Consider the following 23,942-nt stretch of genomic DNA (forward strand, 5'->3'; position numbering starts at 1 on the left):
ATTTGTTTTAAATGAAGTATTAAATCGCCAGTGCTTGGCCGAGGCTATTTGTCACCATTGGCATTTATTATTTTTACTATTATTTTTTCTCAGCTTGGTTCTGCTCTTAACTTTGGGAAATACATTCCATGGGCGATTCCTGCACTCGCAAGTGGTATTGCAGGAAAAGCACTATTGAATTTTGGGAGCATTGTCAGTTTGTTTGGGGTAAGTATTCTAGGTCTTATCGCAACAATAGCTTGGTGGAGGTATGCTGATTACGATTAAAATGAAGTGATGGAAATGATAATAACGCAAAACTAAGTGTGATTCATTTCAAATCAAAATAACCCCTCCTGTTCAGATTGAAAAACAAGAGGGGATGTATTATGACAATCGAGAGTTTAGGGCGAGAGGAGACTATGTGAATATCGTTGGCCTAAATGAAAAGATAGTTTCTAATATACGTGATTGGGAAAAAATGACCTTGTCTTTGATAAGTTAAATGTTAAATCGTTCTCAGATGGTAGTTTTAGCACAAGGTAAAATCCCGTTGTCATAGCATTAGTCAGGTGAGGGACAAAATCCGAAAAAAATACTTGGTCTGAACCTTTTCCAACAGGGGCCGGATTAAAAAAGCTGAGGAGAAAGAGCAGGAGGATGGGGTAGAAATACCAAGGATTACTGACGAATTGGACTCCTTCAGCAATCCTTAAAGGGATGTAAGTATGGGACAGCAGAATCTGCCCAGATAGATCAAGCAAGATAATCGCAGTCATGGTCAGAGTCAGAAAATAGCCCAGATTGAAGATAGTATTAGAAAATTGCTTCATGAGGACCTGTTCTCCACCTTGATGAAATAACGGTCTTCTCCCAGCTCGATCAGCTCGACTGGCTGAGGATAAAAGCGATCCATGACCTCTTTGTGAAAAATGTCCTCTTTGGGACCTTGGGCAATAATCTCTCCTTCTTTCAGGAGCAGGACATGATCCATAGCAGCAGTGATTTCCTCTACATGGTGGGTGACATAGAGGATGGTTGGAGCCTGCTCCATCTGCGTAATCTTACCGATCTGTTCCAGCAGGCGCTCGCGGGCAAAGCGATCCAGACCGCTGGTCGCTTCATCTAAGATAAGCAATTCCGGCTTTTCCATGAGACTGCGTGCAATCAGCAAGAGCTGCTTTTCCCCTTGAGACAGACTGATGTAGCTCCGGCCAATCAAATCTTGTCCGCCAATGGAAGCCAGCATTTCCCTAGCTTGGTCCAGTTCTTCTTGTCCGTAAGGAGCATAGAGAATACTGCTTTTATACTTTCCTGTCAGGACGATTTCTTCAGCAGTGAGATGGCTGGGCAAGCGCTCAGCAATGAAGGAGCCAACTACTCCAATCTTAGTTCGCAGCTGAGGAATGTCTCCAGCACCAAATTCCGTACCGAGAACCGTCGCCTTGCCCTGGGTTTTCCAATGTTCAGCCATGAGTAAGCGCAGGAGAGTAGACTTTCCTGAGCCGTTGAGACCGAGAATGGCCCAATGTTCTCCTTTTTTCACCTGCCAGTTGAGATCTTTTAAGATGGTTCGGCCTTGCTTAGTCAAGCTTACATTTTCCAGTTTGATAATTTTTTCCATTTTTACTCTCTCTTTCGTTAAAACTCCTTTATTATAACAAAATTTATGAGAAATAACTGATAGGAGGAGGCAAATGTTTCATAAAAGTAAGCTGATGTAGGTCCTTTTACTAACGATAATCTTTCTTTATCCCCGTATCGTTGGCGGTGTGATGAAGTTCCATCCTATTACCATCATGGTCCTTTTGCTCTTATCCAGCAATATCTATGGCGTACTGGGGATGATTGTGGCAATCCCGACCTATTCTATCCTCAAGGAAATCGCTAAGTTCTTGGCCAATCGCTATGATAATCACAAGGAAGCCCAGCAGCAGAAGAAGAAGGAAGAGTTTGGAATTATTAATAAATAAGGATAGGTTTGGGAATCGATTGATTCCAGAGTTTCGAGACCAGAAATAAGACGGAAGAAGGGTCTTCCGTCTTATTTTCATTATGTCTTCAAGTCAGTTTTTTTCGTAGAGAAAAACAAGAAAACTGCCACAGCTAAGCTAGTGGCTGCCAAGGCTTTGAGCTTTCATTTCTTTTTCCTGGTATAATCTACTTGTTCAGGTAAGACAAAGGAGGAAAAAGAATTGGCTAAAATCAGTCACAGTTTAGCACATACCAAATGGACGTGCAAATATCCTATCATCTTTACCACCCAAGTATCGTTTACCACCCAAGTATCGCAGAAAAACCATTTACTATAAAATAAGACGAGATCTCATTGAGAATTTTCGTCATCTATGTCAATACAAAGGCTTGGAAATTACTGAGGGACAGATGATGCCAGATCATGTTCGCATGCTTGCCTAAATCTCTCCAAAACGTTCGAGTTTTGATTTCACGGGATATTTGATAAATATGTAAGTACCGTTTGCCTAAACGGAAAGGCAGTTGCCAAATAGATTCGCGAGCAAGAGAAAAATAACCTTGTCCTTAAAAAGTTAAGTGTCAAATCGTACGAGGATTCGTTCTCAGATGGTAGTTTTAGAACAAGATTAAAGCCCGTTGTTACGGGCTTTAGTCAAGTAACGATAGCTATTTTCCTGCTATCTATTAGACCAGGTTCTTGGTAGGAATAGAAGCAGGATTGGATAGATCTCTAAACGTCCTGCAATCATGGCAAGAGAGAGGAGGAATTTAGAAAATGGGCTATAGATAGAGAAGGTCTCGGTTGTCCCAATCATTGGTCCGATATTATTGAAACAGCTGATGACAGCACTGGTAACAGTCATTAGATTGTTATTGTCCAGACTGATGATGAAAATCAAAGCTGCGATAATCAAAATATAAACAGCTAAATATTTAAGAACCTTGTGTTGGGTATCTTTATCCAAAACAGCACCGTTGATATGCATGGTTAGAACACGGTTTGGAGAAAGCGTGGAAAGGATTTGGTTTTTAGCGATGCGACCGATGATAATGGCACGGATTACTTTGAAACCGCCAGCGGTGGAGCCAGCAGAACCTCCTAGACACATGAGCAGCAGCAGAATGATTTGTGAGAAGAGAGGCCACTGTACGGTATCTCCATAGCCGAATCCTGTCGTAGTAATGATGTTGGAAACTTGGAAAAATGAAATTTCTAAGCTTTTTGCAAATTCCCCGTAAATATGGAGAACATTGAAGCTAATCAAAATAGTGGCAGTGAGGACAATCCAGAGATAGCCTTTCAACTCCTCGTCATGAAAACAGGCTTTAAATCTTCGAATCAAGAGATAATAGTAGAGATTGAAGTTCACCCCAAAGGTCAGAACGCCAAAGCTGACAAGATAGGTGATTAGAGAACTATTGTAGTGGGCAATTCCGTCGTTAAAGACAGTGAAGCCTCCTGTACCAGCCGTTCCCATTGCGATGACGATACTATCAAAGAGTGGCATGCCTGCGAGGAAATAAAGAAAGGCAAAAAGGGCAAAGAGCGCTAGATAGATAATATAAAGAATCTGGGCAGTGTTTCTTAATTTCGACACAACTTTACCAAAGACTGGTCCAGGAACTTCCGCTTTCATGACTTCTAAGTGGCCATTTTTAGCATTGTCCATGATAGCTAAGGCAAAGACCAGCACCCCCATTCCTCCAATCAAGTGGGTAAAACTACGCCAAAAGAGGAGGGAGTGGGAAAGGACAGATACATCATTTAAAATCGTAGCACCAGTAGTGGTAAAGCCAGAGCTAACTTCAAAGAAAGCATCAATTAGATTCGGAATCTGGCCCGAAAAGACAAAAGGCAGAGCGCCAAAGAAGGACCAGAGAATCCAGCAAAGGGCAACAATCAGGACCCCTTCCTTGGTGTAAATGTGAGCATCCTTAGGCTTAAAGGCTGAACCTAATCCACCCAAAATCACTAAAATAATCATTGTAGCGCCGATCGAAAGGAAGACTTCAAGATCTTCACGGTAGATCAGGGCAACGATTGTTGGAACCAACAAGAGAGCTGCTTCGATGAGCAGGAGTTTAGAGAGGAGAAAGCGAATCATAGGTCTATTCATGGGGCTACCTCTTTAACAAATCGTAAATCTTGTCGATGTTTTGAATCAAGGTTGTCACGATGATCTTATCTCCAACTTCCAAATAGTCATCTCCACTTGGGAAGATGGCTACGCCTTGACGAATGATAGCAGCAATCAGCACCCCGCTCCTCAATTTGAGCTGAGAAAGTGGCTGCTCGACCATTTTATTTCCTTCATTGATCTGGAATTGGAGCGTTTCAATATGGCCATTTGCTACATGGTGCAAGGCTTCTAGGCTGGAGAATTGCGCGTTATTCCGTCCACGGATAAAGTGCATAATGGTATCAACAGCAATCCCTTTTGGCGTGACAATACTTGCGAAATCTTGATTGTCAATAATCTCGAGGAGACTTGTCCGATTGATCTTGGTAATGTTTTTTTGAACGCCAAGATTGTTGAGGAACATTGAGGTGATGATATTCTCTTCATCGACGCCTGTCAGAGTAGCTATTGCATCGTAATGCGCAGCTCTTTCCTCGAGTAGAATATCTTTGGCTGTACCGTCTCCATTGACCACGTAGAGTTCAGGAAATTCTTGGCTGAAGAACTCTGCCCGCTGGCGATTGATCTCGACGACCTTGAGCTCAATCTTGCTATTTTTAAGAATATTTAAGAGATAATAGGCAATCTTACCTGCCCCGATAATCATGAGGCTCTTGATGACCCTTGGTCGGATTTTATTGTGGAAGCGGACAATTTCTGAACGATTTCCAGTCAGGAAGATTTTATCAGATGGCTGCAAGGTGAAATCCCCATCTGGAATGCTGAGTTTGCCCTCTCTCTCAATAGCACAGATAATAACGTGAGGGAAATGCTTCCTAAATTGCGAGAGATTCATTTGGCAGAGATAGCTTTCTGGCTTGATTTTAAACTCCATCAAGGTCACTCGACCATTAGCAAAATGCTCCAATGACAGGGCATTAGGAAAATCAATAATATTGGCAATATAACGAGCAGCTAGGAGTTCAGGATTGACCATCAGAGAGAAGCCTAGAATATTTTTTTCTTTAAAATAAGCATTTGAGTATTCAGGATTTCTCACGCGGACAATAGTTTCTTTGGCCCCCATTTTCTTTGCGAGAACGGCTGAAACCATATTGACCTCATCCTGCTCAGTCATGGCAATAAAGATATCACAGTGGGCAACATCTGCCTGCTCCAAGATTTTAAAATTTGCACCATTTCCAACGATGCCCATAATATCGTAACGTTTTGTAATATGATTTAGAACAGCTTCATTTTGTTCAATTAAAACGACATCATGCTTTTCAGCAACGAGCGAGCGACAAAGGGCGGCTCCGACCTTCCCGCTTCCGACGACGATAATTTTCATATTATTCCTCCCGAATATGTATCTATCATACCTTTTTTTATATAAAATTTCATCTATAAATCTCAATAAAGTCGTTTTTTACAGAATAGTAAGCTGTTTCAAAAGAAATCCTACAAAAATCTCACTTTTTGAGATCATTTTTATTGACTTGTCGGAAGAAAATGATATACTAGGAAAGTACCCTCATTGATTTACATCAAACCTGTTGTGATGTAAGTTAATGATGCCTTAACCACGCTGTTTGCTGAGCTTGACTCCGGGCAGTGTGGCTATTTTTTTATTCTAATGAAAATCAGGAAAAAATCATGTCTCAGCAAAATCATATCGTCCTTTTTGAACCACAAATTCCACAGAATACAGGCAATATTGCTCGTACTTGCGCAGCGACCAATTCTCCCCTCCATATCATCAAGCCCATGGGCTTTCCTATTGACGACCGTAAGATGAAGCGGGCTGGACTGGATTATTGGGATAAGCTGGATATTAGCTTCTATGAGAGTCTAGATGACTTTATGAAGCAGATGGACGGACGGCTCTATCTGATTTCTAAGTTTGCCGAGAAGGTCTACTCGGAGGAGAATTTTGCAGCAGAAGGGCCGCATTATTTCATGTTTGGTCGTGAGGATAAAGGCTTGCCTGAGGAATTTATGCGCCAGCATCCAGAAAAGGCCTTGCGCATTCCCATGAATGACCAGCATGTCCGCAGCTTGAATGTCTCTAATACGGTCTGTATGATTGTCTACGAAGCCCTACGCCAACAGAACTTTGCAGGACTGGACTTGGTGCATGAATATGAAGTGGATAAGTTGAAGTAAAAGAAAAATAGTTGAATTGAAATAATATTTATTACATCAATCAAAAAGCTTGCTCTGGCAGGCTTTTTTTGTTATGATAAGAGTGTCTTCAGGGCAGGGTGTGATTCCCGACCGGCGGTAAATTTGACTAGCTATTTTAGCCTTCTCGTCGTTGTCTTGTCTCGATATACTTTAAGTATGATCTTTGACTGCGACGCCTAGATAAATCTAAAATATCTTAGCCAAATAAGTCCGCGAGCGAAAGCTGATGTGGTGCGATTCCACAACCGACAGTATAGTCTGGATGGGAGAAGACGAAAGGCGTTATTGCCTGGCCGGTTGGTCGTTTTAATTTTATTTTAAGGGGTATTTTATATACTCTTATAAATTCTGAAAGGATTTTTCGGGCCTTGTGTTAACAGCCTTCCAGCTTCTCTAATTTTTATAAATTGGAGGAACCTGTTATGACAAATACGCGCAAAATGGCGATAGTAGCGGCTCTATCTGCACTATCTTTCCTGCTCATGTTCTATCAAATCCCTTTGGTAGCCGAGTTTCTAAAATTGGATTTTTCGATTATTCCGATTTTATTAGCCTTGGTTCTCTTGGATTTTAAGAGTTCTGTAGCAGTTTTGCTCATCCGCTCTGTTTTAAAATTGTCCTTAAATGGTCATGGAGTGGAAACCTTGATTGGTTTGCCAATCAATATTGTGGCGATTCTGGTCTATGTCATCTTCTTTGCTCTTTTCTGGGAAAAGAAGAGAGATTTGATGAGCTATTTGCTTGCATCTTTCCTAGGGATTCTTTCCTTGACTGCAAGTATGCTGGCGCTGAATGCTTTTTATGCCATTCCGCTTTATGCTCGTTTTGCAAATTTTGATATCGGTCAGGTCATTGGTGTAAGTAAGTATCTGCTGACCATGATTGTTCCCTTTAACCTATTAGAAGGAGTAATCTGGGCGGTGGCTTTCTGGCTGATTTACACGCTGTTGACGCCCGTTCTAAAACGCTATGAAAAATAAACAATCTTATCTAACAAAGGGCTCTTTTGCCCTTTTACTTTTCGTTATACTAGGCTACATGGTCAAGTTTTATCCAGAGCAGCTGGTTGCCTTTGATAGCCCGATTCAGACCTGGCTACGGGGAGACTTGCCTGCCTTCTTGACGACATTTTTCAAACTGGTTACTAGTTTCATTGACCCACTAGGAATCATTATCTGGGTTTCAGCTCTTGCCCTGTTTTTCCTTTATAAAAAATGGAAGCTGGAAGCTGCCTTGCTGGCGGGAAATCTGGTCTTACATGGGATTTTGATTAAGCTGATTAAACTTGTTTACCACAGAAGTCGGCCAAGTATTTCACATTTGGTCGAAGAAGGAGGCTATTCTTTCCCAAGTGGGCATGCCATGGCGACAGCCATTGTTGTTGGGACCTTGATTATCATTGTCCAGCAACGGATGCAAAATCAACAAATCAAACGTCTGGTACAGGGCTTGCTCCTGCTCTTTATCTTGACCATCATGGCATCCAGAGTCTATCTGGGCGTGCACTATCCGACAGATGTAATCGGAGGGGCCTTGCTGGGCTTCGCCATTATCAACATCGAATTTCCTTTTTATGACAAGCTGCGCTTTCAATGGCGTTTCAAGGGAAAGCAGAAATAAATAGAGATGAGAAAGGTTGGCTTTGCCAGCCTTTTTACCTTGACAAAGGAGGCCTCTTCTTTTAAGATAGGAGCAAGTGAGATGAAGAGGAGGTTATACGTTTTGAATCCAGAAATCATCAAGTCGGTTTTAGCTCTTGTGGATGAGATTCCTGCTGGGCGCGTGGCAACCTATGGTCAGATTGCTCGTTTAATTGGTCGGCCTAAAAACGCCCGTTTGGTCGGGAAGATTCTCAGTCAGTCGGAGCATTATGGCGACAAGCATCCTTGCCATCGGGTGGTCAATGCGGCAGGGCGTCTGGCACCAGGCTGGGAAGACCAAGCACACTTGCTTTGGGCGGAAGGAGTGGACTTGAAGGCCAATGGCTTTGTGGACCTCAAGCATTATCAATGGGAGGCATGATTTTCTTCTTTCTTAGTGAAGGGGGAAATTTTTGTTTCTAGGTCCTTTTTTGTGGTAGAATGGAAGGTATGAAATCTTACAATGCTTTGAATGATTATTATCGAAAACTTTTTGGAGAAAAGACTTTTAAGGTGCCTATTGATGCGGGCTTTGACTGTCCCAATCGAGATGGAACCGTAGCGCATGGAGGCTGTACTTTTTGTACCGTTTCGGGCTCTGGTGATGCTATTGTGGCACCAGATGCGCCCATTCGCGAGCAGTTTTACAAGGAAATTGACTTTATGCACCGCAAGTGGCCAGATGTTCGTAAGTATCTGGTCTATTTCCAGAACTTCACCAATACCCATGAGAAGCTTGAAGTGATTCGTGAGCGCTATGAGCAAGCCATTAACGAGCCAGGTGTCGTTGGACTTAACATCGGAACTCGGCCCGACTGTTTGCCTGATGAGACCATTGCTTACTTGGCTGACCTGTCTGAGCGTATGCATGTGACTGTAGAGCTGGGCCTTCAGACAACTTATGAGGAGACTTCGGACCTTATCAACCGTGCCCATTCTTATGAGCTCTATGTGGAGACGGTCCAGCGAGTTCGTAAGCTGGCTCCCAAGGCGGAGATTGTCTCTCACTTGATCAATGGCCTGCCAGGCGAAACCCATGAGATGATGCTGGAGAATGTCCGTCGCTGTGTGACGGACAATGACATTCAGGGAATTAAACTTCACTTGCTTCACCTGATGACCAATACTCGTATGCAGCGGGATTATCATGAGGGGCGACTGCGGCTGCTCAGTCAGGAGGAGTATGTCTCCATTATCTGCGACCAGCTGGAGATTATCCCCGAGCATATCGTCATCCACCGTATCACAGGCGATGCCCCGCGAGATATGTTGATTGGCCCCATGTGGAGCCTCAATAAATGGGAAGTTCTCAATGCCATCGAGGCAGAAATGCGTCGTCGTGGCAGCAAGCAAGGCTGTAAAGCAAAGGAGCAGAAATTCGTATGTTAAGACCTTTACAGATGGCCCATGACTTTTTGGCAGAAGTCGTGACCAAGGAAGATGTCGTAGTGGACGCTACGATGGGCAACGGGCATGACACCCTCTTTCTGGCTCAGTTGGCCAAGCAAGTCTATGCTTTTGACATTCAGGAGCAGGCTGTAGAAAAGACCCGCCAGCGCTTGGCAGAAGCTGGCTTGGACAATGCTCAGCTAATCTTGGCTGGCCATGAGAGTCTGGACCAATATACAGACCATTTCAAGGCTGCTATTTTTAATCTTGGCTACTTGCCTTCGGCGGACAAGTCTGTCATTACAAGACCCGATACGACGCTGGAAGCTCTGGAAAAAGTCTGCAGAGGCTTGGAAAAAGGAGGTCGAGCAGCTATCATGATTTACTACGGGCATGAAGGTGGCGAAGTTGAAAAAGATGCGGTGCTAGACTTCGTCAGTCAGCTGCCCCAGCAGGACTTCACTGTCGCCCTCTACAAGACCATCAATCAGATTAACAATCCGCCTTTTTTGGTTATGATTGAGAAATTAAAAGGAAAATAAGGATTCCAAAGTTTTAAAAACTTTCTGGGGAATCATTTGGAGAAAAATGGATAAACAATATTTGCATGAAAAATTGGCTGGCTTACGAAACAAATACGTCGAGTCTGCCAATGAAGAAACGATTGTTGGCCTTTTGGACGAGGCCAAAATGAATAAAAAAATGCTGCGAATCAAGAAAAAATTGGTGAATCTAGAGATGGAGCGCTGCCAAAAGATGATTGAGCACCGCGACCTATCCAAAATCGATCAAAAGATTTCAGCGCAAAAAGAATTGTTTAAAGAATGCTGCCAGCAGAGATAAGGGAGGTTCAAAGTGGAAATCCTTCTCTACACGATTGTTTTTTTGCTCTTATTGGTTGTATCGAATGTGACCAATCGCTTGCTGCCCCAGCTTCCTTTACCTCTAGTGCAAATTGTGTTAGGAATTTCGCTTGGTTTTCTCCTTCCTCAGGGGAAATTTCATTTAGATACAGAGCTATTTTTGGCCTTGGTAATCGGGCCATTGCTCTTTCGGGAAGCTGAGGAAAGCAATATTACCAGTATTCTCAAGCACTGGCGAATCATTTTGTATTTGATTTTTCCAGTTATCTTTATTTCAACGCTTGGTTTGGGCTATCTGGCTCATCTTCTCTGGGCTGCTTTGCCCTTAGCGGCCTGTGTTGCCGTAGGAGCCGCTTTGGGTCCGACAGACTTGGTTGCCTTTGCTTCCCTATCAGAGCGTTTTTCCTTCCCTAAGCGGGTGGAAAATATCCTAAAAGGAGAGGGATTGCTCAATGATGCGTCTGGTCTAGTTGCTTTTCGTGTGGCTCTTTTGGCCTGGACTACAGGAAGTTTTTCCCTAGGAAAAGCTAGTATATCCTTAGTTCTTTCCATTATCGGTGGTTTTGCCGTCGGGATGGCCAGCGCAGCTCTTAATCGCTGGTTGCATAAACTGCTGATGAGTGCTCATGTATCAGATATTGCTAGTGAGCTCTTGCTGGAGCTGAGCCTACCCTTGGTTACCTTCTTTTTAGCAGAGGAAATCCATGTTTCAGGGATTATCGCAGTGGTCGTCGCAGGTATCTTTAAGGCTAGCCGCTTCAAGCGGATAACGCTTCTGGAAGCTCAGGTGGATTCGGTTACAGAAACCATCTGGAATACAGTGAACTTTATGCTCAATGGCTCTGTCTTTATCATTTTAGGAATAGAGCTGGAGATGATTGCAGAGCCAATCTTAAAGAGCCCGATTTACGATAATCTCTTGCTACTCGTGAGCATTGTCCTTCTGACTTTCCTACTCTTTGCCCTTCGGTTTCTTATGCTGTTCACTTTTTACTTCATTCGAATCAGAAGATTGCACAAGAATGTTGGAAACTACCTGAAGGAAATGCTGCTGCTGACCTTTTCAGGTGTCAAAGGAACAGTCTCCATTGCGACTATTCTTTTGATTCCGAGTCAATTGGAGCAAGATCATCCTTTGTTGCTTTTCTTGGTAGCAGGTGTGACCTTTCTTAGCTTTTTGACAGGTTTGCTCACTCTTCCTCATCTGTCTGAGGAAAGAGAAGATGAAAACGAGCACCTGATGCACATTGCTATTTTAAATGAAGTAGTGAGTGAGCTGGAAGCAGGCCTTAAGCAAACCAAGGCTAAGGCACCTTTCTATGCGGCTATTGACAATTACCATGGTCGTATCGAAAATCTAATCCTTGAACAGGAAGACAAGGCTACTCAGCGAGACTTGGCAGCTCTGAAATTATTGATTTTGAGTATCGAGAATGATGGTCTGGAGCAAGCTTTTGAGGAAGGAAAAATCAGCGACCGTAGCTATCACCTTTATCAGCGTTACCTACATAATATTGAGCAGGGCATCAATCGAAACTTAGTTTCTCGCTTTACCTATATGTTTCTTGTTACGCTGCGCGTATTGCGTATGTTGCTTCATGAGATCGTCACCCTTGGTGTTAGATGGCGCTCTTGGAGGCAGGGTGGAGTTAAGCATCTAACTGCTGAGGATATGGAGGATATAGCAGAGCTTTATCTGTCCAATACCGAAGTCATTATCGAAAGTTTGGAACATCTAAAGGGCATCTATAAGCCTTCTCTAATTACTTTTTTGCAGGAATCTCGACTAAGAGAAACGGAGATCATCGGTAGTGGTGCCTTCATCGAGCGTGTTATTGCGCGATTCAAGCCCAATAACATCTCAGAAATGATCTGGGGCTATTATTTGGAGAGAAAAATTATCTTTGAATATGAGAAAAAGAAATTGATCTCAAGTAGCTATGCTAAACGCTTGCGCCAAAATGTCAATAATTTAGAAAATTACTCACTGAAAGAAAGAGCCAATACTCTACCTTATGACATGGTTAATTACACTAGAGAGCGCTAGAAGATAAGGCTATTCAGTGAGCTCCACTAAAAATTAAATAGAATTCAAAAAGAGAACGGAATACTTTATCCGTTCTCTTCTTGCTTTGTTTTAAAGAGTTTATCAAGACGCATAGCTAAAATCAGTTAGCTTTGGCTTTCATCGAGCTTGGTTTATTCTGCTTCAGTCTTTTTGGCTGATTTGATGAGAATTTTTCCATTGCTGGTCATGATAGCTTTGAGATCTTTTTCGCTTGGATTTTCCAGATAGAAGTCAGTAATAGCATCTTCGATATGGTCCTGAATGGTACGGCGCAGTGGGCGAGCGCCCATTTTTGGATCGTAGCCTAGGTCAACCAATTTTTCCTTGACCTTCTCCGTAACATCCAGATGAATGTCGTTGGTTGCCAAACGTTGATTGACATCGTCCAGCATGAGGTTGACGATCTGCAGCAGATTGTCCTTGCTGAGTGGCTTGAATTCGATAATGCCGTCGAAGCGGTTCATAAACTCAGGACTGAAGAAGTTGCCCAATTCACCCAAGACGGAATTGGTGCGGCCTTCACGCGCTGCTCCAAAGCCAACGCTGGCTTCAGCTTTGCCCGTTCCGGCATTGGATGTCATGATGATAATGGTATCCTTAAAGCTGACAGTCCGGCCTTGGCCATCTGTCAGGCGGCCATCATCCAGAACCTGCAGGAACATGTGCATAACATCAGGATGGGCTTTTTCCACCTCATCCAGTAGAATGAGCGAGTATGGATTGCGGCGGACGCGCTCAGTCAACTGACCAGCCTCCTCATAGCCGACGTAGCCTGGAGGGGCACCGACCAGCTTGGCTACGCTGTGTTTTTCCATATATTCACTCATGTCAAAACGAATCATGCTGTCAGCCGAGCCAAAGAGCTCAATGGCTAGTTGCTTAGACAGCTCAGTCTTACCGACACCAGTAGGTCCGACAAAGAGGAAGCTGCCGATTGGGCGATTGGGACTTCCCAGTCCGACCCGGTTGCGGCGGATGGCCTTGGCAATCTTATCCACGGCATCATCTTGGCCGATGACATGAGCCTTTAAGTCGCTGGCGAGATTGACCAGTTGAGACTGTTCTTTCTCTTTGAGGTCGCCTACGGGGATATTGGTCTTTTGCTCCACGATATGCTCAATGGTTTTCTCGCTGATAATTGGAATATCGTTATCTAGCACGCTCGTCTTCTGAAGTTCCTTGTATTTGGCAATCTGATCGCGGAAGTAAGCGGCTTTTTCAAAGTCTTCGTCACGGGTTGCCTGAGCCTTGAGGTTTTCGGCCTCAATTAGACGCTGGTCAATAACCTTGGGATCAACAAAGTTGAGGGTCAGATTCATCTTAGAGCCAGCCTCGTCCAAGAGGTCAATAGCCTTGTCTGGCAGGAAGCGGTCTTGGATGTAGCGATTGGAGAGAAGGGCAGCAGCTTCAATGGCCGCATCTGTGTACTTGACGTGATGGTAGTCTTCGTATTTTTTCTGAATCCCTTTGAGGATGGTAATCGTTTCCTCTACTGTCGGCTCGTCTACTTTGACCGGCTGCATGCGGCGCTCGAGGGCTGCATCTTTCTCAATGATACGGTATTCATTGAGGGTAGTAGCCCCAACCATTTGGAGTTCTCCGCGAGCCAAAGCTGGTTTGAGGATATTTCCGGCATCCATATTGCCATCGCCAGCAGATCCAGCTCCTACGATTTCATGGATTTCATCAATAAAGAGAATGACATCTTGACGAGAACGAATCTCGTCCATGAGCTTCTGCATCCGCTCTTCAAATTGACCACGGATACCAGTCCCTTGTACTAGGCTGACAACGTCTAGGCGGATAACTTCCTTGCCTTGGAGTTTGTGAGGTACGTCCCCATCCACAATCTTCTGGGCCAAGCCTTCCACCACAGCTGTTTTTCCGACACCGGGCTCTCCAATAAGGACAGGATTGTTCTTGGTACGACGATTGAGGATTTCGATGACACGAGTAATCTCTTCGTCCCGACCGATGACAGGGTCAATCTCTCCTTTACGGGCGATCTCAGTCACATTGATACCAAACTCTTCCAGCAGGCCTTTTGGCTTTTGCGGAGCCTGTTGGCGTGCTCCGCCTCCATGATTGGAATTGCCACCGTAGCCACCGCCACCGTAGCCTCCTCCAGATTGAGTTGGCGGGATATTTGGATTTGGTTCTTGGGGTTGTTGAAAATTACCAAGACTGTTAAAGAAATCGTCAATAGGGTCAATTCCTTGGTTGTTAGCCTGAGTCAGTCCTCGAAAAAGGCTATTGTTAGGGTCTGTCTTCATGATTTGATAGCAGTTTTGACAAAGGTCAATCTGCTGCTTATTTCCGTTTACATTTGTATAGAGATGGATGGTTGATTCATTGATTTTACAATTTTGACAAAGCATATTCTACCTCTTTCTTTGGCCGTAGATCCACCTATTTTTAAATGGTCAAAAATAGTCAAAGTATTATAGTTTCATTATATCAGTATTCTTGCACAATGCAAGAATTTACTACAAAATCCTCCCTGAGACTGATTTTTTGAGAAATTATAGCTCGAAAAAGAGAAAAAATTGGTCTTTTACTGGTATTTCAGTTTCTTTTTATGGTAAAATAGGAGAGAAGCAAGTAAATAGGAGAAATAAAATGGAATCACATTTAGTTAGAATCATCAATCGTTTGGAAGCTATGGCCAAAGATGGTGGAAATTTAAAACGTAATTTTGAACGTGAAGGAGTAGTTGTTGCCGAAGTGGCGTACAGCTACGACGAAGAAAATGGACCAATTTTTACTCTGCGTGATGTGGCAGCGCGTGAGACTTATACTTTCGATAGTATTGACTTGATTGCCATGGAAATTTATGAATTATTATACTAAAAAGCAGGGTTCTGCTTTTTTATTTTGCTCGTCAAGCTCAGTCTTTAATCTTATAACTTTATATAAGAAAAATGTATAAGTGGGACAGAAGGATTTCTGATATAATGAATAAATATAGTGAAAAAGAAATGAGAAAAGAATGGCAAACATTATTGACGGGAAAGCTTTAGCAGAAAAGCTTCAAGCGAAACTTGCAGAAAAAACAGCAAAATTAAAAGCAGAAACAGGTCAGGAACCTGGTTTAGTGGTGATTTTGGTGGGCGACAATCCAGCCAGTCAGGTTTATGTGAGAAATAAAGAACGGTCCGCTCTAGCTGCAGGCTTTCGTAGTGAAGTTGTGCGTCTGCCTGAGTCAACGAGTCAGAAAGAATTGCTGACCTTGATTGCTAAATATAATCAGGATCCAGCTTGGCACGGAATCCTAGTCCAGCTTCCTTTGCCAGCCCATATTGATGATGAAGCGGTTTTATTAGCCATTGATCCAGACAAGGATGTAGATGGCTTTCATCCAACCAATATGGGGCGACTTTGGTCAGGACATCCCTTGATGATTCCTTCTACACCAGCAGGAATCATGGAAATGTTCCGGGAATATAAGGTGGACTTGGAAGGAAAGAATGCGGTGGTGATTGGCCGTAGTAATATTGTCGGTAAACCTATGGCTCAGCTTCTGTTGTCTAAAAATGCGACCGTTACTTTGACGCACTCAAGGACCCATCATTTAGCAAAAATTGCAAAGAAAGCTGATATTTTAGTGGTGGCTATCGGACGAGGACACTTTGTAACCAAGGACTTTGTCAAGGAGGGAGCTGTCGTTATTGATGTCGGCATGAACCGGGATGAAAATGGCAAGCTGATTGGTGATGTTAAATTTGACGAAGTGGCAGAAGTGGCTAGTCTCATTACTCCAGTTCCAAAGGGAGTCGGACCGATGACCATTACCATGCTAATGGAACAGACTTATCAGGCCTTTGTTAGAAGTTTAGAGAAATAATAGAAAAATAGCATTTGGCTGATCTATTTCTTCTTTCAATTGTTTTTGGTCATCTTGTCGCTAGTGGTATTAGACAAGAAACTATAGAGATAGGCTAAAGCGAGGTTGGGTCAAATTTTCCCCCTCGTTTTCTCATAGGCGAATCTAACTTTTTTATAGGTAGCCTGCCTGATTTTTCTAAATTTTGAAAACATAAGAGAAAATCGTGAAAGCGTTTGAAATTAGTTGGAAAATACAGTATAATAAGATTAGAAAAAGAAACTAGAGGAGGCTTCTCATGGCAGTAAAAGATTTTATGACACGCAAGGTTGTATACATTAGCCCAGACACAACGATTGCGCATGCGGCAGATATTATGCGCGACCAAAAATTGCACCGCTTGCCCGTGATTGAAAATGATAAGCTGGTGGGCCTTGTGACAGAAGGAACAATCGCAGAAGCAAGTCCATCAAAGGCAACGAGCCTATCTATTTATGAAATGAACTATCTTCTGAATAAAACCAAGGTAAAAGATGTGATGATTCACGATGTTGTTACGATTTCCCAGTATGCTAGTCTAGAAGATGCGACTTATTTGATGCTGAAAAATAAAATTGGAATCTTACCAGTTGTTGACAATGAGCAGGTCTATGGAATCATTACGGATCGCGACATTTTCAAGGCTTTTCTAGAAGTGTCTGGTTATGGCGAAAAGGGCGTTCGAATGCGCTTTGTCACAGAAGACGAGGTTGGTGTCCTATCGCATATTATCGCATTACTTGTCGAAGAAAACCTCAATATTTCAAACACGGTCAATATTCCTCGTAAGGACGGTAAAGTTGTCATTGAGGTACAAATTGACGGAGATGTTGACTTGGTTTCCTTGAAGGCCAAGTTTGAAGCACACAATATAAAAGTAGAAGATATTACCCGCACCAGTGCAAAAGTTTTATAAAGTAAGAGCCTCAGTTGAGGCTTTTATTTTCTTGCCAATTGGCTTCCTAAGATGGTATAATCAAGGAACTGCAATCAATGATAGAGGAGAAAAGATGAGTATTTTAGAAGTAAAAAATCTCAGCCACGGTTTTGGTGACCGGGCTATTTTTGAGGATGTATCCTTCCGCCTGCTCAAGGGTGAGCATATCGGCCTTGTCGGTGCCAACGGTGAAGGGAAGTCGACCTTTATGAGTATTGTGACGGGTAAAATGCTGCCGGATGAGGGCAAGGTTGAGTGGTACAAGTATGTGACGGCTGGCTATCTGGACCAGCATGCTGTATTGGAGCAAGGCCAGTCTGTCCGCGATGTTTTGCGCACGGCCTTTGACGAGCTTTTCAAGACAGAGGCCCGCATCAATGAAATCTATATGAGCATGGCTGAGGAAGGAGCCGATGTGGATGCTCTGATGGAAGAAGTGGGCGAGCTTCAGGACCGTTTGGAAAGCCGGGATTTCTATACGCTGGATGCTAAGATTGACGAAGTTGCACGGGCACTAGGTGTTATGGACTACGGTATGGAAAGCGATGTGACAGAGTTATCTGGTGGGCAGCGGACTAAGGTTCTCTTGGCCAAGCTGCTTCTGGAAAAGCCAGATATCCTGCTCTTGGACGAGCCAACCAACTATCTGGATGTGGAGCACATTGACTGGCTCAAGCGCTATCTCCAAAACTATGAGAATGCCTTTGTACTGATCTCCCATGATATTCCTTTCTTGAACGATGTGATCAATATCGTCTACCATGTGGAAAATCAGCAGTTGACCCGCTATTCTGGTGATTATTACCAATTCTTAGAAGTCTATGAGATGAAAAAATCTCAGCTGGAAGCCGCCTATGAACGCCAGCAGAAGGAAATTGCGGATCTCAAAGACTTTGTGGCCCGCAACAAAGCCCGTGTGGCGACTCGTAATATGGCCATGTCCCGCCAAAAGAAACTCGATAAGATGGACATTATTGAGCTGCAAAGTGAGAAACCAAAACCATCCTTCGACTTCAAGCCTGCCCGTACACCTGGTCGCTTTATCTTCCAAGCCAAGGACTTGCAGATTGGTTACGACCGTCCGCTAACCCAACCCCTTAACCTGACCTTTGAGCGCAATCAGAAGGTGGCCATCATCGGAGCAAACGGGATTGGGAAAACAACCCTACTCAAGAGTTTGCTGGGGATTATCCCGCCTATCGCAGGTCAAGTCGAACGCGGGGACTATCTAGAGCTGGGCTATTTCGAGCAGGAAGTCGAAGGCGGCAATCGTCAGACACCGCTGGAAGCAGTTTGGAATGCCTTTCCAGCTCTAAATCAGGCAGAAGTTCGAGCTGCTCTGGCTAGATGTGGCTTGACTTCCAAGCATATCGAGAGTCAGATTCAAGTTCTTTCAGGTGGCGAGCAGGCAAAGGTCCGCCTTTGCCTCCTCATGAACCGAGAAAATAATGTTCTGGTGCTGGACGAGCCGACTAACCACTTGGATGTAGATGCCAAGGAGGAGCTCAAGCGCGCTCTGAAAGAATATAAGGGTAGTATTCTCATGGTATGCCACGAGCCTGATTTCTATGAAGGCTGGATGGATCAAATCTGGGACTTCAATCAACTAACTTAAAAAGCTATTAAGGCGGTTTTGCTTGCAGAGACTAGGAGAACTCACTTAGTCACTTGCAAGCAGCCGCTTTTAATAGCTTTAGTTTTTGATGCCATATAGTTGCAAATGCAACCGTTTTGTGTTATACTTCTTCTTGTCGGGAGTTTTGAATTTTCTGTAAGATATGATCCAACTGAAAGAGTTCATATGAAGTCAGTTGATGCAGACTAGCCTGAATATATCTGTCCTCGTAGCCAATCAGCTTATCATATACTTTTAGTGCAGGAGTCAGTGGATAGAGCTCCTTGAATTTCTTATTCTCTTGCTTGGTCTTTTTGATAATCAAGCCTCTTTCTTCCAGCTTTTGTAGAGAGCGGCTTAGAGTAGTCTTGTCAATCTGAACCAGCTCTGCTAGCTGAGATTGATGGATGGCGGGATGTTCGACAATGCGAGTAAGAATGAGAAAGAGATTATTATCAAGCCCGTATTGGCTAGCCTCTTGATTCATTCTCATCATGGCTTGACGGGAGATGAATCCCATTTGACGAAATAACTGACGGTAATCCATAAGAACTCCTTTGATAGTTGCATTTACAACGATTATATAATAAAGCAAGGACGGAAACAAGTATGTGGCATAAAAAATATTTGCAAGAGTTGGACACGCTGGAGTTTTACAAGCTTTTAAAACTACGAATCGATACCTTTGTCGTCGAGCAAGAGCGAATCTATCATGAATTGGACGAAAAAGACTTGAAAGCTGTTCATATTTTTCATGTTAATGAGCAAGAGGAAGTAGACGCCTATGCCCGCGTGTTTGAGGAAGATGAAAAAGTTGTTTTTGGACGGCTTGTGACAGCTCCGTCAGCCAGAGGAAAGGGCTTGGGGAATAGATTGGTAGAGGAAATTTTGTCTCTTTGTGAGAAAAAGTGGCCGGGAAAAATGATTGAGATTGAGGCTCAGGAGCAAGTCGTGGGCCTTTATGAAAAATTCGGCTTTGTAAGTCAAGGAGAGCCTTTTATCTTTGAATCGACGCCTCATATCAAAATGATTTACAAAAAATAAAAAAATCCAGTTGATGAACCGTTCATAGTGATGGTGTCTCAACTGGATTTTATTTTTTTAAAACATGGAGTATTCATCGGCTAACATGACCGTCTCTCTGCCGTTATTATCCACAACGTAGATCATGCGAGGGTAGAATGGGTCAAATTTATAGGTGAAATCAAAGGAGATGAGTGTATCAAGATGGTCCTCAGAAAAACGAAAAGTCAGCTTTCCTTCGTTATTGATCAACTCGAAGCGAATCAGGTTATTCAAAGGGAAAACATCTTTAAGGAAGTTGTCGATAATGTACCAGAAAGTGTCAATCACATCATCTGGAAGGCTAGTGATAGCGCCAAAGCTGGCATAGCGACCACGAGTATTGGTAAAAGCCATGAGACTCACTCCTTTCTAGAAATTTTGCTGTGGAGGACCAGAAATTGGTCCTCTAGTGCTTTACTAGCAGCATTGATGGTTCTATCATACAAGAAATAAGTAGGAATTGCAAGAAATTGCTTTTTTGCTGGACGAAGGTCTTTTGAGAAAAAAAGCAAGAAAAAAGAGCTTGCGCTCTTTGACAACTTTATCGATTCTTTAGTTCAACATAACGTTTGTACCAAATTTTCACATAAGCATCGGAGAAGGGACCACGTTCGTTGTTGATCCAGTCAACCAGAATCTTAACGTTTTCCTTGAGAATGAAATCCAAATCATCCGAATAGTTCATTTGCCTTTTATGGCGCTCATACTCTTCCACATCAAGCAGCCGTTTTTCTCCGTCTGTGAAGACCTTGACATCTAAATCATAGTCGATATACTTAAGGGCTTCATTGTCCAGATAGTAGGGGCTGGCAAGGTTGCAGTAGTATGAAGTGCCATTATCACGAATCATGGCAATGATATTAAACCAATATTTCTTATGAAAATAGACAATGGCAGGCTCTCGTGTTACCCAGCGCCGGCCATCACTTTCTGTTACCAGTGTGTGGTCATTAACGCCAATAATGGCATTTTCTGTTGTCTTTAGTACCATGGTATCTCGCCAAGTGCGGTGAAGATTCCCATCATGCTTATAACTTTGAATTGTAATAAAGTCGCCTTCTTTGGGAAGTTTCATAACCTACCAACTTTCTACAATTTTTAAGTTTATCCTCTTTATTGTAACATATTTTCATAAAAATGCCTAAGTTTTCATAGAAAATCTTAAAGATATTCTCTTAGAGCGCTGGCAATGTCCGAAAAATCATAGCCTTTGCGAGCCAGAGCTTGGGTCAGACGCTGTTTTAAGTCGTAGCCCTCGTACTTTTTTGAGTACTTGCGGTATTGCTTGTCTAGCTCTTTATAGAGCAGTTCTTGCTGGTTTTCTTGGTCTTCTTCGATGTCTAAATGTTGATAAGCCTCTTTGGCTTGTCCATAGGAAAATCCTTTGTTTATCAGGGCTTGGAGAATTTTATCTTGCAGCGCCTTGCTGGGCAGCTTTCCTTGGTATTTCTTTAAAAGTTTCCCAGCAACTCGCTCAGCTACTTCAGGGAAATCAAATTGTCTTAGCTCTTCTTCGATAATAGTGCTAGAAATCCCTTTTTGACTGAGTTTTTGCTTGAGAACAAAAGCGCCCTTGTCGCCAGTGAGAAGGTTGGATTGGATAAAAGAATTAGCATATTTTCTGTCGTTGATCCAATTTTCTTTTTTCAAAGCGTCCAAGACTTGGCTGATGATGTCTGGCTGGATGTCGTGCTGGGTCAGGTAGTCCTTGACTTCCTTGGCAGTCCTTTGCTTGAAGGAGAGATGATAGAGGGCTAGATTTTTCCCATAGGAAAATTGGGCGTAAGTTTGAATTTCTTTCAACTCTTGCTCCGTGATTTCCATCCTTTTAGATAGCATGAAGTGGACAATAGTGTCTTCTGTAATATAGAGCTTTTCGCTGTCGTCCAACTCCAAGAGGTAGAGCCGTTTTTTCTTTTCGATTTTTGTGATTTTCATAAGAGATTTTGGTAAAATCCTTTCTTTTAGCCAAATGCTTCAAAGGCAGCAATCAAGCGCAGTTTGTCTGTATCAACATCCTTCCGGCCATAGTAGTCAAGAAAGAGCTCTGCGTATTTGGGGTCAGATAAATTATAAGTAAGAGACCAGATGGCCCAGTAAAGGTCAATGTGGCGATCACTGAGGCCAGCGAGACCAACGTCAATAAAGCAGGAGAAGGTGGAAGCGTCTTTCAGAATGAAATTAGGCAAGCAGGCATCTCCGTGAATCAAGGCGTCCGTCGTCAGTAGGTGTCCCTGTTCTTGGATAAGCTGGTATGCTTCCTCACGACTTTGGATATGAAATTGGGGCAGTAAAGCTTTTTGATAAAAGCACCCTTTATGGTAATTTTCCTCTGCTTGCTCTTTATAGTGTTGGAGGCGATGCTGGATTGGAAAATGCTGGGGTTGGAGGCTGTGAAGTTTTCTGAGCGCGGCAGCCATCGTTTGGCAAAGTTCTTCTGGCTGTTGGAGAAAGGCGAGGGCGTCCTTGCCCTCGGCTTCTCTAGTCAGCAGGTAGTCATGGTCTGCTGACAAGTAGTGAATGACAGGTACACCGAGTTCTTGCTTCTCAAACCATTTGGCAAGTGTGGCTTCTTGGGATAACTTGCCTTTTTGGTCGATTTTCAAATAATAGCCCGTATCGGCATAGAAAACACGGGCGCTTGATGTGAGGAGCTGTCGTAAAAGTTGGCTCCCTCTAGATAAGTTCGGATTTGCTCAGGGAAATGGGCGAGTGGAAGAGATATTTTTTCTGCTTTCATACTTTTATTGTAACATATTCTCAACGAATCGACTCTAGCGTGGTATAATAGAGGCATGAATGTAAAAGTGAAGCAAAGAATCCCTCTCAAAATCAAAAAAATGGGAATCAATGGGGAAGGAATTGGATTTTATAAGAAAACGCTGGTCTTTGTGCCCGGTGCTTTGAAAGGCGAGGAAGTCTACTGTCAGGTGACCAAGGTGCAGCGGAATTTTATTGAAGCCAAGCTCTTGACCATCAACAAGCGGTCAAAATTTCGGGTGGAAGCCCCGTGTGAGATTTATGAAAGCTGCGGAGGCTGTCAAATCATGCATCTCCACTATGACAAGCAGTTAGAGTTTAAGGAGGATTTGCTGCGTCAGGCTCTGAAAAAGTTTGCGCCAGCTGGCTATGAAAATTATGAAATCCGTCCGACCATTGGCATGCAGGAGCCGCTCTATTATCGGGCCAAGCTGCAGTTTCAGACTCGGAAATTTAAGGATGAGGTCAAGGCAGGACTCTATGCCCAGAATTCCCACTATCTGGTCTCGCTGAAAAACTGTCTGGTTCAGGACAAGGTAACGCAGGCTATTGTCAATAAGGTGGCTCGGCTTTTAGGTAAATACAGGCTGCCCATCTACGATGAGCGCAAGACAACTGGAGTGCGTACCGTCATGATTCGCAGGGCCAGAAAAACGGGTCAGGTGCAGATGATTTTTGTAACAGGTCGCAAGCTAGACTTTTCTCCAGTCGTCCGAGACCTAGTGGCTGAATTTCCCGAGCTGGAGACAGTGGCGGTCAATTATCATACGAGCAAGTCCAGTGAGATTTATGGGGATAAGACAGAGATTATCTGGGGCGAGGAAGCTATTCAAGAAGGAGTGTTGGACTATGAGTTTTCCCTGTCGCCTCGAGCTTTCTATCAGCTTAATCCTGAGCAGACAGAGGTGCTTTATGGAGAGGCGGTCAAGGCTTTGGATGTGACGGAAGAAGACCATTTGATTGACGCTTATTGCGGGGTTGGGACCATTGGCTTTGCCTTTGCTAGACGGGTCAAATCTCTGCGTGGTATGGACATCATCCCTGAGGCCATTGAAGACGCCAAGCGCAATGCAAAAAAGATGGGCTTTGACAATACACTCTACGAAGCTGGAACGGCAGAGGAGATTATTCCTCGCTGGTACGCTGAAGGTTATCGGGCAGATGCCTTGATTGTCGATCCGCCGCGAACAGGTCTGGACGATAAGCTGCTGGAAACGATTGTCCGCTATGCACCTGAAAAGATGGTCTATGTTTCCTGCAATGTCTCAACCTTGGCGCGCGATTTGGTCAAGCTATGTCAGGTCTACGATGTCCACTACATCCAGTCAGTTGATATGTTTCCCCATACCGCTCGGACGGAGGCAGTGGTGAAATTGGTCAAAAAAGTTAAGTAAAAGAGCGATTTGTTTAGAAACAAGCCTAAATGAACAGCAAAAGAGGCTGGGATAAAAGTCCTAGCCTCTCAATTGTCTTTGGATTG

At 43.5% G+C, this 23,942-nt stretch carries 22 protein-coding genes, 5 pseudogenes and 1 riboswitch; of the genes and pseudogenes, 17 read left to right on the forward strand and 10 right to left on the reverse strand.

Annotated elements, in window-relative coordinates; all coding sequences use genetic code 11:
• Positions 1-33 precede the first annotated feature (33 nt).
• Positions 34-267, forward strand: a pseudogene (locus tag SCRDD08_RS03385) (ABC transporter permease); the annotation flags it as partial.
• A 286-nt stretch (positions 268-553) separates the two neighbouring features.
• Here the strand turns inward: SCRDD08_RS03385 and SCRDD08_RS10990 are convergent.
• Positions 554-812: pseudogene (locus SCRDD08_RS10990) on the reverse strand (beta-carotene 15,15'-monooxygenase); the annotation flags it as partial.
• Complete coding sequence (locus SCRDD08_RS03395; protein ID WP_061422438.1) at positions 809-1,603, reverse strand: ABC transporter ATP-binding protein; 795 nt, start codon at positions 1,601-1,603, stop codon at positions 809-811. The pseudogene SCRDD08_RS10990 and the gene SCRDD08_RS03395, both read right to left, overlap by 4 nt.
• Positions 1,604-1,727: 124 nt before the next feature.
• Between SCRDD08_RS03395 and SCRDD08_RS03400 the strand changes: the two are divergent.
• Together SCRDD08_RS03400 and tnpA are read left to right on the forward strand one after the other, a co-directional pair.
• Positions 1,728-1,952 (forward strand): annotated as a pseudogene (locus SCRDD08_RS03400) (AI-2E family transporter); the annotation flags it as partial.
• 222 nt (positions 1,953-2,174) lie between these two features.
• Positions 2,175-2,582 (forward strand): annotated as a pseudogene (gene tnpA, locus SCRDD08_RS12230) (IS200/IS605 family transposase); the annotation flags it as partial.
• Positions 2,583-2,633: 51 nt separating this feature from the next.
• Here the strand turns inward: tnpA and SCRDD08_RS03405 are convergent.
• Positions 2,634-4,073, reverse strand: a complete 1,440-nt coding sequence (locus SCRDD08_RS03405) for a TrkH family potassium uptake protein (protein ID WP_061422440.1) — start codon at positions 4,071-4,073, stop codon at positions 2,634-2,636.
• Between the two features lie 4 nt (positions 4,074-4,077).
• The gene (gene trkA / locus SCRDD08_RS03410; RefSeq protein ID WP_061422441.1) at positions 4,078-5,427 is read right to left on the reverse strand and encodes a Trk system potassium transporter TrkA; all 1,350 of its coding nucleotides are present in this window, start codon (positions 5,425-5,427) and stop codon (positions 4,078-4,080) included.
• A 305-nt stretch (positions 5,428-5,732) separates the two neighbouring features.
• On the opposite strand from trkA, the gene SCRDD08_RS03415 reads away from it, so the two are divergent.
• The 8 genes from SCRDD08_RS03415 (at position 5,733) to SCRDD08_RS03450 (ending at position 12,202) form a co-directional block, all read left to right on the forward strand.
• Entirely contained in the window at positions 5,733-6,242 is a 510-nt protein-coding gene (locus SCRDD08_RS03415) for a tRNA (cytidine(34)-2'-O)-methyltransferase (RefSeq protein ID WP_061422442.1), read from the forward strand.
• Positions 6,243-6,322: 80 nt separating this feature from the next.
• A riboswitch (FMN riboswitch) is annotated at positions 6,323-6,541 on the forward strand.
• A gap of 144 nt (positions 6,542-6,685) precedes the next feature.
• On the forward strand, positions 6,686-7,243 hold the full coding sequence (locus SCRDD08_RS03420; RefSeq protein WP_061422443.1) for an ECF transporter S component: 558 nt from the start codon (positions 6,686-6,688) through the stop codon (positions 7,241-7,243).
• Positions 7,233-7,883, forward strand: a complete 651-nt coding sequence (locus SCRDD08_RS03425) for a phosphatase PAP2 family protein (RefSeq protein ID WP_061422444.1) — start codon at positions 7,233-7,235, stop codon at positions 7,881-7,883. Before SCRDD08_RS03420 ends, SCRDD08_RS03425 begins: the two co-directional genes overlap by 11 nt.
• A gap of 102 nt (positions 7,884-7,985) precedes the next feature.
• Entirely contained in the window at positions 7,986-8,285 is a 300-nt protein-coding gene (locus SCRDD08_RS03430; protein WP_061423257.1) for an MGMT family protein, read from the forward strand.
• 59 nt (positions 8,286-8,344) lie between these two features.
• Positions 8,345-9,292 carry a tRNA modification radical SAM protein MnmL/YtqA gene (mnmL, locus tag SCRDD08_RS03435; protein ID WP_061422445.1) on the forward strand — a complete coding sequence of 316 codons (948 nt, stop codon included), beginning with the start codon at positions 8,345-8,347 and terminating at the stop codon, positions 9,290-9,292.
• A complete protein-coding gene (gene mnmM, locus SCRDD08_RS03440) occupies positions 9,286-9,834 on the forward strand; it encodes a tRNA 5-(aminomethyl)-2-thiouridylate-methyltransferase MnmM (RefSeq protein WP_061422446.1) in 549 nt (182 codons plus the stop codon). Before mnmL ends, mnmM begins: the two co-directional genes overlap by 7 nt.
• A 46-nt stretch (positions 9,835-9,880) precedes the next feature.
• Positions 9,881-10,135, forward strand: coding sequence for a hypothetical protein (locus SCRDD08_RS03445; RefSeq protein ID WP_061422447.1), 255 nt, complete (start codon positions 9,881-9,883; stop codon positions 10,133-10,135).
• Positions 10,136-10,147: 12 nt separating this feature from the next.
• Positions 10,148-12,202 carry a cation:proton antiporter gene (locus SCRDD08_RS03450; protein ID WP_061422448.1) on the forward strand — a complete coding sequence of 685 codons (2,055 nt, stop codon included), beginning with the start codon at positions 10,148-10,150 and terminating at the stop codon, positions 12,200-12,202.
• Positions 12,203-12,354: 152 nt separating this feature from the next.
• Here the strand turns inward: SCRDD08_RS03450 and SCRDD08_RS03455 are convergent, their stop codons facing one another.
• The gene (locus tag SCRDD08_RS03455; RefSeq protein ID WP_061422449.1) at positions 12,355-14,601 is read right to left on the reverse strand and encodes an ATP-dependent Clp protease ATP-binding subunit; all 2,247 of its coding nucleotides are present in this window, start codon (positions 14,599-14,601) and stop codon (positions 12,355-12,357) included.
• Positions 14,602-14,842: 241 nt separating this feature from the next.
• Here SCRDD08_RS03455 and SCRDD08_RS03460 point away from each other — a divergent pair, with 241 nt between their 5' ends.
• The 4 genes from SCRDD08_RS03460 (at position 14,843) to SCRDD08_RS03475 (ending at position 18,637) form a co-directional block, all read left to right on the forward strand.
• Entirely contained in the window at positions 14,843-15,073 is a 231-nt protein-coding gene (locus SCRDD08_RS03460) for a DUF1797 family protein (RefSeq protein WP_005592360.1), read from the forward strand.
• Between the two features lie 139 nt (positions 15,074-15,212).
• Positions 15,213-16,067, forward strand: coding sequence for a bifunctional methylenetetrahydrofolate dehydrogenase/methenyltetrahydrofolate cyclohydrolase (locus SCRDD08_RS03465; RefSeq protein WP_061422450.1), 855 nt, complete (start codon positions 15,213-15,215; stop codon positions 16,065-16,067).
• Positions 16,068-16,344: 277 nt separating this feature from the next.
• Positions 16,345-17,001: a CBS domain-containing protein gene (locus SCRDD08_RS03470; RefSeq protein WP_061422451.1), complete on the forward strand. Its 657-nt coding sequence runs from the start codon at positions 16,345-16,347 to the stop codon at positions 16,999-17,001.
• A gap of 94 nt (positions 17,002-17,095) precedes the next feature.
• Positions 17,096-18,637, forward strand: a complete 1,542-nt coding sequence (locus SCRDD08_RS03475) for an ABC-F family ATP-binding cassette domain-containing protein (RefSeq protein ID WP_061422452.1) — start codon at positions 17,096-17,098, stop codon at positions 18,635-18,637.
• 121 nt (positions 18,638-18,758) lie between these two features.
• Here the strand turns inward: SCRDD08_RS03475 and SCRDD08_RS03480 are convergent, their stop codons facing one another.
• Positions 18,759-19,184, reverse strand: coding sequence for a MarR family winged helix-turn-helix transcriptional regulator (locus SCRDD08_RS03480; RefSeq protein ID WP_061422453.1), 426 nt, complete (start codon positions 19,182-19,184; stop codon positions 18,759-18,761).
• A gap of 62 nt (positions 19,185-19,246) precedes the next feature.
• On the opposite strand from SCRDD08_RS03480, the gene SCRDD08_RS03485 reads away from it, so the two are divergent.
• Positions 19,247-19,681, forward strand: a complete 435-nt coding sequence (locus SCRDD08_RS03485; protein WP_061422454.1) for a GNAT family N-acetyltransferase — start codon at positions 19,247-19,249, stop codon at positions 19,679-19,681.
• A 57-nt stretch (positions 19,682-19,738) separates the two neighbouring features.
• Here SCRDD08_RS03485 and SCRDD08_RS03490 read toward each other — a convergent pair whose 3' ends face one another.
• From SCRDD08_RS03490 to SCRDD08_RS03510, 4 genes and pseudogenes are all read right to left on the reverse strand, one after another.
• Positions 19,739-20,056 carry a DUF960 domain-containing protein gene (locus SCRDD08_RS03490; protein WP_045498988.1) on the reverse strand — a complete coding sequence of 106 codons (318 nt, stop codon included), beginning with the start codon at positions 20,054-20,056 and terminating at the stop codon, positions 19,739-19,741.
• A 187-nt stretch (positions 20,057-20,243) separates the two neighbouring features.
• Positions 20,244-20,777 (reverse strand): nucleoside tri-diphosphate phosphatase, encoded by a 534-nt coding sequence (gene ntdP, locus SCRDD08_RS03500; RefSeq protein ID WP_005590859.1) that lies wholly within the window; start codon positions 20,775-20,777, stop codon positions 20,244-20,246.
• An 86-nt stretch (positions 20,778-20,863) separates the two neighbouring features.
• Positions 20,864-21,640 (reverse strand): recombination regulator RecX, encoded by a 777-nt coding sequence (recX, locus tag SCRDD08_RS03505; protein WP_061422456.1) that lies wholly within the window; start codon positions 21,638-21,640, stop codon positions 20,864-20,866.
• A gap of 26 nt (positions 21,641-21,666) precedes the next feature.
• Positions 21,667-22,442, reverse strand: a pseudogene (locus SCRDD08_RS03510) (aminoglycoside 3'-phosphotransferase).
• 55 nt (positions 22,443-22,497) lie between these two features.
• Here SCRDD08_RS03510 and rlmD point away from each other — a divergent pair.
• A complete protein-coding gene (gene rlmD / locus SCRDD08_RS03515) occupies positions 22,498-23,856 on the forward strand; it encodes a 23S rRNA (uracil(1939)-C(5))-methyltransferase RlmD (RefSeq protein WP_061422457.1) in 1,359 nt (452 codons plus the stop codon).
• Positions 23,857-23,942: the final 86 nt, after the last annotated feature.

It is taken from the genome of Streptococcus cristatus, assembly GCF_001578775.1.
Classification (GTDB): Bacteria; Bacillota; Bacilli; order Lactobacillales; family Streptococcaceae; genus Streptococcus; species Streptococcus cristatus_A.

Excerpts from the sequence above, each read along its gene's own strand:
- SCRDD08_RS03415 (WP_061422442.1), top strand. The coding sequence starts at position 5,733 with ATGTCTCAGCAAAATCATATCGTCCTTTTTGAACCACAAATTCCACAG.
- SCRDD08_RS03445 (WP_061422447.1), top strand. The coding sequence starts at position 9,881 with ATGGATAAACAATATTTGCATGAAAAATTGGCTGGCTTACGAAACAAA.
- trkA (WP_061422441.1), bottom strand. The coding sequence starts at position 5,427 with ATGAAAATTATCGTCGTCGGAAGCGGGAAGGTCGGAGCCGCCCTTTGT.
- SCRDD08_RS03425 (WP_061422444.1), top strand. The coding sequence starts at position 7,233 with ATGAAAAATAAACAATCTTATCTAACAAAGGGCTCTTTTGCCCTTTTA.
- SCRDD08_RS03490 (WP_045498988.1), bottom strand. The coding sequence starts at position 20,056 with ATGGCTTTTACCAATACTCGTGGTCGCTATGCCAGCTTTGGCGCTATC.
- recX (WP_061422456.1), bottom strand. The coding sequence starts at position 21,640 with ATGAAAATCACAAAAATCGAAAAGAAAAAACGGCTCTACCTCTTGGAG.
- mnmL (WP_061422445.1), top strand. The coding sequence starts at position 8,345 with ATGGAAGGTATGAAATCTTACAATGCTTTGAATGATTATTATCGAAAA.
- ntdP (WP_005590859.1), bottom strand. The coding sequence starts at position 20,777 with ATGAAACTTCCCAAAGAAGGCGACTTTATTACAATTCAAAGTTATAAG.
- rlmD (WP_061422457.1), top strand. The coding sequence starts at position 22,498 with ATGAATGTAAAAGTGAAGCAAAGAATCCCTCTCAAAATCAAAAAAATG.
- SCRDD08_RS03485 (WP_061422454.1), top strand. The coding sequence starts at position 19,247 with ATGTGGCATAAAAAATATTTGCAAGAGTTGGACACGCTGGAGTTTTAC.
- SCRDD08_RS03475 (WP_061422452.1), top strand. The coding sequence starts at position 17,096 with ATGAGTATTTTAGAAGTAAAAAATCTCAGCCACGGTTTTGGTGACCGG.
- SCRDD08_RS03470 (WP_061422451.1), top strand. The coding sequence starts at position 16,345 with ATGGCAGTAAAAGATTTTATGACACGCAAGGTTGTATACATTAGCCCA.
- SCRDD08_RS03480 (WP_061422453.1), bottom strand. The coding sequence starts at position 19,184 with ATGGATTACCGTCAGTTATTTCGTCAAATGGGATTCATCTCCCGTCAA.
- SCRDD08_RS03405 (WP_061422440.1), bottom strand. The coding sequence starts at position 4,073 with ATGAATAGACCTATGATTCGCTTTCTCCTCTCTAAACTCCTGCTCATC.
- SCRDD08_RS03460 (WP_005592360.1), top strand. The coding sequence starts at position 14,843 with ATGGAATCACATTTAGTTAGAATCATCAATCGTTTGGAAGCTATGGCC.
- SCRDD08_RS03420 (WP_061422443.1), top strand. The coding sequence starts at position 6,686 with ATGACAAATACGCGCAAAATGGCGATAGTAGCGGCTCTATCTGCACTA.
- mnmM (WP_061422446.1), top strand. The coding sequence starts at position 9,286 with ATGTTAAGACCTTTACAGATGGCCCATGACTTTTTGGCAGAAGTCGTG.
- SCRDD08_RS03455 (WP_061422449.1), bottom strand. The coding sequence starts at position 14,601 with ATGCTTTGTCAAAATTGTAAAATCAATGAATCAACCATCCATCTCTAT.
- SCRDD08_RS03395 (WP_061422438.1), bottom strand. The coding sequence starts at position 1,603 with ATGGAAAAAATTATCAAACTGGAAAATGTAAGCTTGACTAAGCAAGGC.
- SCRDD08_RS03465 (WP_061422450.1), top strand. The coding sequence starts at position 15,213 with ATGGCAAACATTATTGACGGGAAAGCTTTAGCAGAAAAGCTTCAAGCG.